Genomic DNA, 12,587 nt, shown 5'->3' with positions numbered 1-12,587 from the left:
GCGAACATGTCCACACGAAAGGTCCAGCCCATGAACAGTTCCCGCAAGATTCGAGTATTCCAGGTTGCCACAGGCAATCTTGGCACCGAGATGATCGGACGAATCACCTCCCACCCAGACCTCGAACTCGTCGGTCTGCACTGCTACACCGCCGACAAAATCGGACGCGACGTCGGCGAGATCGTGGGCACCGACGCGATCGGCATCACGGCCACCGGTTCCGTCGAGGAGATCATCGCAGCACGGCCAGACGTCGTGACATTCCACGGCGTATTCCCGGACGAAGACCTCTACGAGAAGGTGCTCGAAGCAGGCATCAACGTCGTGACCACCGCCGACTGGATCACCGGATATCACCGGGACACCAACTGGCAGCACCCTTCCGGACGCAAGGTCAGCGAGCTCATCGAGGCTGCCTGTCAACGCGGAGGGTCGACGTTCTATGGCACGGGCATGAACCCGGGACTGTGTCAGATCCTCGGCATCGTCCACAGCGCCGACGTCGCCGCGATCGAGAACGTCACCGTCACCGAATCGGTCGACGTCTCGTGCCATCACTCCGTCGACACCTGGAAGGCCGTCGGATACGGTCTGCCGGTTAATGATCCGACGATTCCGGAGTCATTGCACAAGTACACCGCAGTCTTTGCCGACTCCGTCTACCTCATGGCCGACGCATTCGGGCTCGAGCTCGACGAGGTGAAGTACTCCTACGAACTCGGCGCGTGCACCAAAGACGTCGATCTCGGCTGGTACTTCCTACCGAAGGGATCGTTGGGCGCCAACTACATCAAGTACCAGGGCATGGTCGACGGCGTCCCGCGGATCGAGACCCACCTCGAGTGGCAGATGACACCGCACACCGATCCCGCGTGGGATATCAAGGCCTGCTACATCACTCAGATCACCGGCGATCCGAGTATCTACAGCAAACACATGATCTTCCCCAAGCCGGGAATGGATTTGTCGAAGCCCGAGAACTTCGCCTCCATCGGCATGACCGTGACCGGCCTGCCGGCGCTCAACTCGATCCGCTCGGTCGTCGAGGCGAGGCCCGGCATCATCACGAGCAACGATCTCCCACTGAGGGCATTCGCCGGACGATTCGCCGTGTGACATCACGCATCGGCTGTGCCCGCGACATCGAGTGCAGGCCCGAGCCAGCGTCGAAGATAGACACGCAACTGCTCCGGCGTACGCGGTGGGTCCGAGGGGTACTGCAGAAACGACATCAGCACGCGCAGCATGAACTCGGCGAGTCCCTCGAGTTTCTCGTCGTCGACTCCCACCTCGGCCCAGTCGATCGGGAATCGTCGCAACACCGACGCGCCGAACTCCATTGCGCGAGAGGATGTTGCGCCACGGCTGAAGAGTTCGTTCTCCCCCACCTGAACGAGAAGTCCGATGTACGGTTCGTCGGGCAGCCGCCCCAACGTGTAGACGATGGCCTCGGCAAGGGCATCGCGCGGATCGGTGATATCGGCGACGTGATCGGTGAGTCGGTCGAGGAACTGCGTGGCACCTGCTTCACCAACCGCGGTCAGTAGTTCGGCGGTCGTCGGGAACACGCGGTAGACGGTCTGCCTGGTGACCTGGAGTTCGGCGGCGACATCGGCGAGAGTTGCCTTGCCCGGCCCCGAACGATCGATGCACCGCATCGCGGCCGCCACGATGCGTTCGCGTGCTTCGTCTTCGGTGCGCGGCAGGTCGCCGCCCCAACCTCGGGTTCTCATCGGTCAATCGTCGCACGCGGGTATTTCGAATCCGGTCATACACAGAAGGCTTGTTTGTATGATCGAGCATGTCGGCCACGCCCCTTCACGAGCCTGAGGTGCACCAATGCAGACCTGTACAGCCGAGTACCTCCGACTGTCGGAGACGCTGACCGGAGTCCGATGCGACGGCAATGCGTTCGTCACGTTCACCAATCCGGCGAACCTTGCGAACTGGACCCTTCCCGTCATCGAGGCGACGCTCGTCGTCGGACTCGTCGCGTGTCTGATCCACGCCATCCGCTGGTATCGCGCCACGCGCGACGCGTCGAATCTGGTGGTGTGGTGCAGCGGGATACTCGCATTGCTCCTCGTCGAACCCATCGCCTACTTTCCGCAGTGGTTCGGTATCGAGGACGAACTCGGACTGACCTTCGCGCACAACATGTTTACGGTGCAGTTCCTCTATGGCCGGTTACCGCTCTACATCATCGCGATGTATCCGGTCTACCTGTACGTGGCGTACACGCTCGTCCAGCGGACGGGAATCTTCAAGCGCTACAACGTCTTCGTCTCTGCAGCATGTGTGGCGTTCGTCTTCCACTGCCTGTACCAGATTGTCGACGGCCTTGGGCCACAGATGAAGTGGTGGGTATGGAACCAAGAAGTCTCCACGGCGCACCCGTCGTTCAGCGGCATTCCGCTGCTGAACATGAGCGCGTTCAGCGTCATGCTCCCGTTCGGCATCGCCCTGGTGACGCGCTGGTTGTGCACGGTCCCGCACCGCGGCGGTTGGTACATCGTCCGCGATGTCGTCATGACGAGCGTGCTCGTCTGGCCCGTCCTCTTCGTCGGATCAATTCCCCCCACCATCCTCGATCTGCTGGGCGGTTCGCTACTGGTCGGTCGAGCCGTCTCGGCGTGGACCTACGTGGCGATCCTGGCGGTCGTCACCGTCGCGGCATTCTGGGGCGCCTACCGAGCACGCCGCAGTGATCCGACGCTCCTCCCCGAACCGCTTGCGCGGGAGTGGTTCCCGGTGGTCTGCTCCGCGGTGTACCTGGTCGTCGCGGCAGTGCTGTGGATCAGTGCGCTGCCCGACTACTTCGCGGCTGTCGACGGCGTGGCACCCAATGGCGGACGCATCGGACCACTTCCGTACGCGATCACCGCCTACGTGGCGTCTGCATTGCTCACGGTCGGCTCGTTCGTCGGCGTCCGACGCCCTTGGGCCTCCGCCCCCACGGAGCGCGTCCGAAGAGACTCGGAGCTGCCTGCACCGTCTGCCTCGTGAATCGACCTGCCGCACAGACAACTACGGCCCCCGCGTCACTGCGGGGGCCGTAGTTCATTCCTGTGGGGGTGATTCCGTTCGATAACTCAGCCGTCGAAGTGCGACAGCAAGAAGTTGGTGGCGGGCAGCAGCGTGAACACCATCGGCAGCGCGTGGTTGACCACGAGGCCGGGGAAGATCGGCGGGATCGTGTTGGTGATCATCCGGACGTCGGCTCCCTGTGCACGCCAGTCACGGTCGAGCGCGGCCACCTGGCCGTACGGAATGACGTCGTCGCTGAGGCCACCTTCGAGCAGGACCGGTGCGTTCGGCTTGAGCCTGCCGATCCGCTGCTCGTCGACGATCTTCTTGACGTTCGGGTAGCGATTGATGACCGAAGACAACGACTTTCCGTCGCGCGTCCACGAACTCGTGCGCTGGAATCCGAAACTCAGCCCGGTATCGGCGATGCACTGCGTCGACAGTTGCTTGAGCACCTGACGTCCGCGGGGTGTCGTCTCCTTGTCGACGACGGTCTTCAGTTCGGGATAGCGGGCCTCGAGACCATTGATGGCATAACCGATTCCGCCGACGATGAACGTGCCGTCGATCTGGTCGATCACCTTCGACAGGTCCGCGGGCGGTGCACCCGCATACGATGCCTTGACGTTCAGTTCGGGAGCGTAGCTCGACGCCAGTTCGGCCGCCGATGCCGACGCACCGCCGCCCTGCGAGTAACCGGAGAAGCCGACCGGCGCGTTGGCGGGCGCCTTCTCGACCTTCAGCGCCGCACGCGCCGCGTCGAGCATCGCCTGGCCGGACTCGACCCTGTTCACGTAGGTGTGAATTCCCGGGGTGCCCATGCCGATGTAGTCGGTGATGGCCACGCGCACGCCGTTGATCAGCAAGAGATTCAGTTCGAGAGCCGTGTAGTTCAGCGCGAGGCTCGGCTTGCTCGGGTCGATCGCGACGGGCAGGCTCATCAGTTTCGAGCCAGCGCACTGATCACCCTGACCGATGGTTCCCGGGCCGAGCACGACGGTTGGTCGCGGACCCTTGCCTCGCCACGGCGCAGTGGGTTCGACGACGGTCCCGGTGACCGCCGCGGGCGTTCCATCCTGGTAGCGAGAGGTGTACATGATCCGCGTCGCCGTGCCCGGCCACTGGTTCTTGATGCCGGGAATCTGCAGCAGCAGCGGGCTGGGCTCGCTGCGGATGATCGACCCCGGAGTCGCCGAGAACTGCGACGGCGGGGTGTAGAAATCCGCCGCGTGAGCCGGTCCGACTGCCGCCGTCGCAGCACCAAGAGCCAACGCACCCGTCGTGAGCGCAACCGTGGACCGTCGTGTCACACGACCGATCCGCCTACCTGAGATGAATCCCCGAATTCGTGTCATGGACGTAACCTACCGCACAGTAAGTCACGGGTGTGATCCAGGGCGCAGGCGTGTTACGGGAAACTACGCAAAGCGCACATTCATTGTTGCTAGGCCAAAAATCTTGCGACCAGCCGACTTCGCCACGATGATGACGACGCCGCTGCGGGTCTCGGGATCGAGCGACTTGATCTTGCCGCTGAACTCGATGTCGCCGCCCTCTGCAGCAGACACGACCGCGACCTGCGACAAACGCACCGCGTACCGCGTCACGGCGCCCGGATCGCCCGACCACGCCGACACGAAGCCCGCGCCGAGCCCCATCGTCAGCATTCCGTGAGCGATCACGTCGGGAAGGCCGGCCAGCTTGGCGATCGACTCGTCCCAATGGATCGGATTACCGTCTCCGGAGACGCCCGCATAGTTGACCAGATCTCCGCGCGAGAGGCGGGCGTGCCGCACCGGCAGCGCGTCGCCGACCGTCAGCGAGTCGAAGTCGAGGCTGCCCGGAGCTCGCTGGGCGCCCGCACTCGAAATGACCTGTGCGCCTTCGGGTCGCACCGTCTTCACGTACGCGGCGTCCGAATCGTCGGACGACAGGACGTTCACGTCGTGCACCATGATGCTGCGGACCGCGTCGTTGATGCCCGGGTCGACATCGTCGGACGTCACGCCGACGACCGTGGTGTGCATGGTGTGCACGACCTCGCCCGCGGCGTCGGTGAACGTGTTGGTGACGGTGATCAGGTCGCGACCGGCGATGCGTCGAATCGACGACAGCTCGACGTCGGTCGTCAGTTCGTCACCCGCGACGATCGGTCGATGTTGCTCGAAGACCTGCTCGGTCTGCACGTAGGTCTCGTAACCGACCACGACCGACTCGAACAGAGCTCGGTTGGCGCCCATCGCCGGGATCGCCGTGAACGTCAGTGGCGCAACAAGTCCCGAGTAGCCGAGTGCGTGTGCAGCCTCTTCATCGCGGTGTGCGGCGTTGTGGTCTTGGACCGCGCGCGCGTACTCGCGCACCTTCTCGCGACCGACCAGATAGGGCTCGTCGATCTTGTAGTAGTGGCCGAGTCTGTCGGCAACCGCCGGAGCGTCTGTGGGAGTTGACATCGTGATTCACCAATCGGCGGTTGTCGGATCAGGTGTGATGGTGCGGGACCTAGTTGGCCGGGCTGTTACCCGACGAGCAGCTCCGCGATCTGAATCGTGTTGAGAGCCGCACCCTTTCGCAGGTTGTCACCCGACACGAACAGCGCGAGTCCTCGACCGTCCGGCACGCCGGGATCCTGTCGGATCCGACCGACGAGCGAGTTGTCCTTGCCCGCCGCAGCGAGTGGGGTCGGAACGTCGGTCAACTCCACTCCCGCTGCACCGGAGAGGATCTCGTTGGCCTGGGCGGGAGACAGCGGCTGTGCGAACTCGGCGTTGATCGACAACGAGTGCCCGGTGAATACCGGCACCCGCACACAGGTTCCGCTGACGAGCAGCTCCGGAAGCCCGAGGATCTTGCGAGATTCGTTGCGCAGCTTCTGATCTTCGTCGGTCTCACCGGAACCGTCGTCGACCAGCGCTCCGGCAAGCGGCAACACATTGAACGCGATGGGCGCGACGTACTTGACCGGCGCGGGGAAGTCGATCGCCGAGCCGTCGTAGACAAGCTTTTCGAGGTCGTCGATCGCCGCACGCGACTCGGTGGCGAGCTCATCGACGCCTGCGAGCCCACTGCCCGACACCGCCTGATACGACGACACGATCAGTCGTTGCAGCCCTGCCGCATCGTGCAGCGGCTTGAGAACCGGCATCGCGGCCATCGTGGTGCAGTTCGGATTGGCGACGATCCCCTTGGGTGGATTCTTCGCCAGCTCGCCGTTGACCTCCGAAACCACCAGCGGCACATCGGGATCCTTGCGCCACGCCGACGAGTTGTCGATCACGGTCACGCCCGCGGCGGCAAACCGTGGCGCCTGCTCGCGCGACATGGTGGCACCTGCCGAGAACAGCGCGATGTCGAGGCCGGTCGGGTCTGCGGTCGCAGCATCCTCGACGACGATCTCGCCGTCACCCCACGGCAGCTTCTTACCCGCCGACCGAGGAGAGGCGAAGAATCGCACCTCGTCAGCGGGAAAGTTGCGCTCCGCCAACAGGGTTCGCATGACGCCGCCGACCTGACCGGTGGCTCCGACAACTCCGATACGTACGCCCATGGCTCAGCGCCCCGTTCCTGCGTAGACAACGGCTTCTTCTTCTCCGCCGAGGTCGAAGGCCTCGTGCAGTGCGCGCACGGCGTCGTCGAGTTCGGTGTCGCGGCACAGCACCGAGATTCGGATCTCCGACGTCGAGATCAACTCGATGTTGATGCCGACGTTGCTCAGCGCCTCGCAGAACGTCGCCGTGACGCCGGGATGGCTCTTCATGCCTGCGCCCACCAGCGAGACCTTGCCGATGTGGTCGTCGTAGAGGACCTCGGTGAAGCCGATCTCCTCCTGCAGCTTGGTGAGCTTCTCGACGCCGAGCGGCCCGAGTTCACGCGGGAGAGTGAAGGTGATGTCGGTCTTGCCCGTCTCGACCTTCGAGATGTTCTGCAGCACCATGTCGATGTTGATCTCGGCGTCGGCGACGGCACGGAACACCTTCGCGGCGTAACCGGGCTGATCGTCGAGGCCGACGACGGTGATCTTGGCCTCGCTGCGATCGTGTGCGACACCGGTGAGAATCGCTTCTTCCACGGGAATGTCCTCCATCGAGCCGGCAACCAGCGTGCCGGGTTTGGTCGAGTACGACGAGCGCACGTGTACGGGAACGTTGTATCGGCGGGCGTATTCCACACACCGCAGCATCAGGACCTTCGCGCCGCACGCGGCCATCTCGAGCATCTCCTCGAAGGAGACGGTCTCGAGGCGTCGGGCGTCGGGAACGATGCGCGGGTCGGCGGTGTAGACGCCGTCGACGTCGGTGTAGATCTCGCACACGTCGGCTTCGAGGGCCGCGGCCAACGCGACGGCCGTCGTATCCGATCCGCCGCGGCCGAGCGTCGTGATGTCCTTGGTGTCCTGCGAGACGCCCTGGAAACCTGCGACCAGCACGATCTTGCCCTCGTCGAGCGCGCTGCGCACACGACCGGGTGTGACGTCGATGATCTTGGCCTTGCCGTGGCTGCTGGTGGTGATCACACCCGCCTGTGAGCCGGTGAACGACTGCGCCTGCGCACCGAGCGAGCTGATCGCCATCGCGACGAGAGCATTGGAGATGCGCTCGCCCGAGGTGAGCAGCATGTCCATCTCGCGAGCCGGTGGGGCCGGGTTGACCTGTTGCGCGAGGTCGAGGAGTTCGTCGGTGGTGTCGCCCATCGCGGACACGACCACGACGACGTCGTTCCCCTGCTTCTTGGTCTCCACGATGCGCTCGGCGACCCGACGGATGCGCTCAGCTGTCGCAACCGATGATCCACCGTATTTCTGCACCACGAGTGCCACGTAGATAACCTCCCGGCAGGGCTCGACGTCGGGTTTTCCGCTTGACTGCCGAGACAACCTTACCGACGATGCCCGCGGGCTCCACGTCGTGGTGGTGGCGGGACGGCTTCCACGTGCTGCAGACCACACGCGTCCCCTAACATCGCTGAGGTGACCAGCGAGACCGAGGTCGGGAAGGCGAGCCGACAACGCCGCTCCCCGAAGACCAGCGCCGCACCCGGCGCGACGTCCGCTGATCGAGCCGACGCACCTGCCGCGGGTCGGCCCGGAGCGAATCCGCGTCGAGTCCGCCAGGTTGAGCAGCCCCGGGCCGGCGACGGACGTCCGGAGATCGAAGCCACCTCACGTCCGGCCGTCGAAGACGACTCGCTGCCCTACTGGGTGACGGCGATCGGGGTGTTCATCGCGATCCGGATCGTCGGATTGCTGGTGCTCGGTCGGTTCGCGCAGTTGCGCGAGACCAGCGTCGGAAACGCATTGTCGGCGTGGGATGGCAAGTGGATGCTCGCCATTGCCGAGCACGGTTACGGCGACGTGCCGTATTCCCTCACCGACGCCCGCGGTCTGCATACCGCCGACACCGCGTACGCCTTCTTTCCGGGGTATCCGTATCTGGTCGGGTGGATCGCCAAGCTTCCGTTCATCACGCCGTTCGGTGCGGCGATCTCGCTCAACGTCGTTCTCGGTTGCCTGACCGCCGTCGGAGCCGCTCGGCTGGGCGCCGACTGCGTACGTGCGATGGGTAACCGCTCGCCACTGACGCGCGGGGTGTCGGTCAATCCCGAACGCGTCGGGCTCTACCTGGTCGCGATCCTGGCCGCGACGCCGATGGCGATCGTGCTCAACATGGCCTACACCGAGGCGTTGTTCTGCGCGCTGACGGTGTGGGCGCTCGTGGGAGTGATCGAACGCAACTGGCTGCTTGCAGGCGTTGCGGCCTGCCTCGCGGGGACCGTGCGCCCGACGGCCGTCGTCATCATCGGCGTCGTGATGGTGGCCGCGGCGCTGACATTGGTGCGTGATCGGGATGCGCGCTCGTGGCGATCACGACGCGGAAGTGGCGCCTACCTGTGGCTGGCGATCGTGCTGAGCCCACTCGGATATCTCGGCTACCTCGCGGTCGTCTGGGCACACACCGGCTCCCCAACCGGCTGGTTCCGCATCCAGACCGAGGGCTGGGACACCCGGATCGACGGCGGCGTCGTCACCTTCAACTTCGTCAACGACGCGCTGGTGAACTCCGGCGAGGTCGCCTCCGTCGCCACCGCGTGGATCATCCTCGCGACGTTGATCATGGTCGTCGTCGCGTTCTGGGCGCGCCTGCCGTGGCCGGTGGTCGTGTACGGGACGCTCGTCGTGGCGTCGATCATGCTGTCGAGCGGACTGATGATCAGCCGCCCCCGGCTACTGCTGCCCGCCTTTGTGCTGCTACTTCCGCTCGCGATCGCGCTGGCCAAGCAGCGGACATCGGTCGGCGTGGCCGTCGTCGTCCCGATGATCATCGGCAGCGCCTGGTTCGGCGCGCACATGCTGACCGTCTACCCGCACGCGATGTGAGGCCGGGGCTCGGGGTTGTTCCGCGGGTTCCAGCCCGGCCGCGCGGCTCTTCCCCGGGGTTTGCACGATTCCCCGCGACACTTCTCGCCGAAAGCGAAGGAAGGCACGGAAAGAATCCTTCCCCTACTTTCTGCACCCGGCCGACGCTCAGCCGCGCGGGCGCAGGCCGTCGAGCACGAGGCCGACCATGCGTCGGCGCGTCTCGGGTGTGTCCTCGGCGACGCACGTCATCGACAGTCCGCCGACCAGGCGGGATATGTCCGACGGCTCGATGTCTTCGCGGAACACGCCCTCGCGCTGGCCCTTCTCGAGCGTCGCGGCCATCAGTTCGCGTGACTGGTCGCGGGCCTCGCTGAAGACCGGAGCCTCGTCGCCGACGGCCGCGAGGATCGCCTCCTTCATGCCGCGCTTGGTGCTCGCGGTGGACATGTACGCCTCGAAGACCCCGGCCAGCGCGACGTCGGCGGGCCCTGACTCCAGCAGGCGCCAACCGTCGGCGATGATCGAGTCCGAGTAGCTCCGAAATGTGGCTTCGACGAGCGCCGCACGATTGGGAAAGTGCCGGTACAGCGTCCCGATGCCCACCCCAGCCTCGGCGGCGACCTTGTCGAGCGCGACGTCGACGCCCTCGGCGTGGAAGAGGTCCGCGGCCGCGGCGATCAGCTTGTCGTAGTTGCGTGCGGCATCGGCGCGGGCGGGCCGTCGGGACAGAGTTCGCCGCGCATCGTTCCCACTCGCGGCCCCGGTCACTGACTCCCCAGCCACGGCGACTCCTACCTTCCGACACGAATAACACCGACGACGCCGCGCGCACAGATCGAGCACAGCGGCGCCAGCAGACACAACAGTTGCAAAGCGGAGGAACCCTCCGTATATTAATCGGAGGAAGCTTCCGTTTCTCCAGTGAGTGTACTCCACACCGGCGTGGGTGAGCCCGATCAGACTCACGCCGAATTCAGTGCACTGCTCCGCCGATCCATTCATTCGAAAAGAGCGGCCACATGTCCCTTTCCTCCATTGATCGCACAGCAGATTCGACGCCTTCGGGCTCAGGCCTACGCTCGCGCATCAACACCGACGCGCTGGTGTTGATCGCGGTGCTCGGGTGCCAGTTGATGGTGGTGGTCGACGCCACCATCGTCAACGTCGCACTGCCCGATATTCAACGTTCCCTTGGCTTTTCGACGTCAAATCTCTCCTGGGTGCTCAACGCCTACACGCTCACCTTCGGTGGGCTGCTACTACTCGGCGCCCGCCTGGGCGACATTCTCGGTCGACGCCGCACCTTCCTCGACGGTCTCGGACTGTTCGTCGCGGCGTCGGCATTCGGTGGTCTCGCAACCGATTCGACGATGCTCCTCGTTGCCCGCGCCCTGCAGGGCGTCGGCGCCGCGATCGCAGCACCCGCTGCACTGGCACTACTGATGACCCGATTCTCCGACGGCGCGCAGCGCACGCGCGCACTGGCGCTGTTCACCGCCGTCTCGATCGGTGGATTCTCGCTTGGCCTCGTCTCAGGCGGAGCGCTCGTGCAGTGGCTCGACTGGCGCTGGGTCTTCTTCGTCAACGTGCCGATCGGACTCGTGGTGATCGTCGCGGGTGCACTGTCACTACCGCGCACCACACGCGAGCGCGGCTCCTTCGATCTACCAGGCGCCGTATTGTCCACTGCCGGAATAGGTCTCATCGTGTACGGCCTCGTCAACGCGGCCGAGCACGGATGGAGCAGCACGATCACCATCATCGCCCTCGTCGCAGGCGCAGCACTTCTCGGCGCGTTCGTCTACGCCGAAGACCGCGCACACCAACCGATCACACCGCTGCGCCTCTTCGCCTCGACGCCGCGGAGCGCTGCATTCGCCGGTCGATTGGTGATGGTCGCGGGCTTCATGGGCATGATGTTCTTCCTCACGCAATACATGCAGGAGGTGCTGCACTACGGCCCACTCGAAACCGGATTGGCATACCTGCCGATGACGGCGGCGACTTTCGGCGCATCACAGTTGAGTGCGCGAGTTCTGGTGCCACGCTTGAGTACTCGCACCCTGCTACTCATAGCCTTCGGTGCAGCGGCAGCCGGCCTGTATTGGCTGAGCACTCTCGACGCTCCTACTCCGTATCTGTCACTGCTCGGGCCGTTCATCCTCGTCGGTGCGGGCGGCGGTATGGCCTTCCTGTCGCTGACCACGGCGTCGTTACGCGGCGTCGACCCTCAGGATGCCGGCGCGGCGTCGGGCTTGGTCAACACCGCGCAACAGCTCGGCGGCACAGTCGGTTTGGCGATCATGGTTGCCGTCTTCGGGGCCCCAACACGCGGAATGCCCACGTCGACAATCACATTCGCCCACGGCATGACAGTCACCGTACTGGTCGCTGCCATCCTGCTGACGGCTGGCGGCGTGCTGATGGCACTCACCCAGGGTGAGGCGCGCCCGCGACCGGTCGAGACATCACTCACGTGATCCGACGCGGCGTCGTCGACCTCACCTACGATTTCGACGACGCCGCTCTCGCCTCGAACCCCGCGCACAGATAGTCGACTCCGGCGTCGAGCAGCGCGCGCGGATCGTTCAACCGTGTGGCGTCGGCAGCGTCGGACAACGTGGACAGGTGCGGCAACCGCGAGGTGACCCGACCGGCGATGAGATCAGCGAGTCCACTCGGATGTTCACCGGGCGATGCGTCGAGCAACTCTTCACTGACCTGCGCGAGCGCGACGCCATTGACGTAGCTCCACAACGTGAGTGCCATTTCGGTGGCGGTAGTGATGTCGATGCCGAGTTCGGTGAAGCCCGCCGCGAGCCAGTCAAGGCCCTCGAGCGCGTCGACACCAAAGCTGTAGCGCGGCGCCGAGTACGCCAGCACCACCCACGGATGGCGGCGATAGAGCTGCCAATCGATGTCGACGGCGATCGCGACCCGTTCGCGCCACGACCATGGCCCCGCCTCGTCGACGGGATAGGGAAATCGACGACCGATCTCCTCGGCCATCGCCTCGAGCAGCGCGTCCTTGTCGGAGATGTGCCGGTAGAGCGACATCGCGCCGACGCCCAGTTCGTCAGCGATGCGTCGCATCGACAGCGCGGGCAGCCCGTCCCGGTCGGCGACGTTGATGGCGGTGTCGACGATCAGCTCGGTGGTGAGCTTGGGCGCACGCTCGTCGGCCACCAACTCTCCTCACGTGTCGGGA

Annotated in this window: 11 protein-coding genes; 4 read left to right on the top strand and 7 right to left on the bottom strand. The window is 64.9% G+C overall.

The genetic code is table 11. The features are described 5' to 3' along the window. Window positions 1-30: 30 nt before the first annotated feature. The gene (locus ABW18_RS18885) at window positions 31-1,116 is read left to right on the top strand and encodes an NAD(P)H-dependent amine dehydrogenase family protein (RefSeq protein ID WP_049700540.1); all 1,086 of its coding nucleotides are present in this window, start codon (window positions 31-33) and stop codon (window positions 1,114-1,116) included. Between the two features lie 2 nt (window positions 1,117-1,118). On the opposite strand, the gene ABW18_RS18880 is transcribed toward ABW18_RS18885, so the two are convergent. After that, window positions 1,119-1,733 (bottom strand): TetR/AcrR family transcriptional regulator, encoded by a 615-nt coding sequence (locus ABW18_RS18880; RefSeq protein WP_049700539.1) that lies wholly within the window; start codon window positions 1,731-1,733, stop codon window positions 1,119-1,121. 106 nt (window positions 1,734-1,839) lie between these two features. Between ABW18_RS18880 and ABW18_RS18875 the strand changes: the two genes are divergently transcribed. Next, on the top strand, window positions 1,840-3,006 hold the full coding sequence (locus ABW18_RS18875; protein ID WP_049700538.1) for a hypothetical protein: 1,167 nt from the start codon (window positions 1,840-1,842) through the stop codon (window positions 3,004-3,006). A gap of 86 nt (window positions 3,007-3,092) precedes the next feature. Here the strand turns inward: ABW18_RS18875 and ABW18_RS18870 are convergent, their stop codons facing one another. The 4 genes from ABW18_RS18870 to ABW18_RS18855 all read right to left on the bottom strand — a co-directional run bounded on the left by ABW18_RS18870 (window position 3,093) and on the right by ABW18_RS18855 (window position 7,840). Then, window positions 3,093-4,382: a lipase family protein gene (locus ABW18_RS18870; RefSeq protein ID WP_235434450.1), complete on the bottom strand. Its 1,290-nt coding sequence runs from the start codon at window positions 4,380-4,382 to the stop codon at window positions 3,093-3,095. A gap of 63 nt (window positions 4,383-4,445) precedes the next feature. Further along, window positions 4,446-5,477 carry a fused (3R)-hydroxyacyl-ACP dehydratase subunits HadA/HadB gene (locus ABW18_RS18865; protein WP_049700536.1) on the bottom strand — a complete coding sequence of 344 codons (1,032 nt, stop codon included), beginning with the start codon at window positions 5,475-5,477 and terminating at the stop codon, window positions 4,446-4,448. A gap of 65 nt (window positions 5,478-5,542) precedes the next feature. Next, window positions 5,543-6,571 (bottom strand): aspartate-semialdehyde dehydrogenase, encoded by a 1,029-nt coding sequence (locus ABW18_RS18860; RefSeq protein WP_049700535.1) that lies wholly within the window; start codon window positions 6,569-6,571, stop codon window positions 5,543-5,545. A gap of 3 nt (window positions 6,572-6,574) precedes the next feature. Further along, entirely contained in the window at window positions 6,575-7,840 is a 1,266-nt protein-coding gene (locus ABW18_RS18855) for an aspartate kinase (protein WP_005209522.1), read from the bottom strand. Window positions 7,841-7,990: 150 nt separating this feature from the next. On the opposite strand from ABW18_RS18855, the gene ABW18_RS18850 reads away from it, so the two are divergent. Then, window positions 7,991-9,397, top strand: a complete 1,407-nt coding sequence (locus ABW18_RS18850) for a hypothetical protein (RefSeq protein ID WP_414651985.1) — start codon at window positions 7,991-7,993, stop codon at window positions 9,395-9,397. A 147-nt stretch (window positions 9,398-9,544) separates the two neighbouring features. Here ABW18_RS18850 and ABW18_RS18845 read toward each other — a convergent pair whose 3' ends face one another. Beyond that, window positions 9,545-10,162, bottom strand: a complete 618-nt coding sequence (locus tag ABW18_RS18845; RefSeq protein ID WP_160318057.1) for a TetR/AcrR family transcriptional regulator — start codon at window positions 10,160-10,162, stop codon at window positions 9,545-9,547. A gap of 236 nt (window positions 10,163-10,398) precedes the next feature. Here ABW18_RS18845 and ABW18_RS18840 point away from each other — a divergent pair, with 236 nt between their 5' ends. Further along, the gene (locus tag ABW18_RS18840) at window positions 10,399-11,859 is read left to right on the top strand and encodes an MFS transporter (RefSeq protein WP_049700534.1); all 1,461 of its coding nucleotides are present in this window, start codon (window positions 10,399-10,401) and stop codon (window positions 11,857-11,859) included. A gap of 25 nt (window positions 11,860-11,884) precedes the next feature. Here the strand turns inward: ABW18_RS18840 and ABW18_RS18835 are convergent, their stop codons facing one another. Continuing rightward, window positions 11,885-12,565, bottom strand: coding sequence for a TetR/AcrR family transcriptional regulator (locus tag ABW18_RS18835; protein WP_049700533.1), 681 nt, complete (start codon window positions 12,563-12,565; stop codon window positions 11,885-11,887). Window positions 12,566-12,587 lie beyond the last annotated feature (22 nt).

Source organism: Gordonia jacobaea (genome assembly GCF_001186365.1).
Lineage (GTDB): Bacteria > Actinomycetota > Actinomycetes > Mycobacteriales > Mycobacteriaceae > Gordonia > Gordonia jacobaea.
This window is presented reverse-complemented; position numbering and strand designations above follow the sequence as displayed.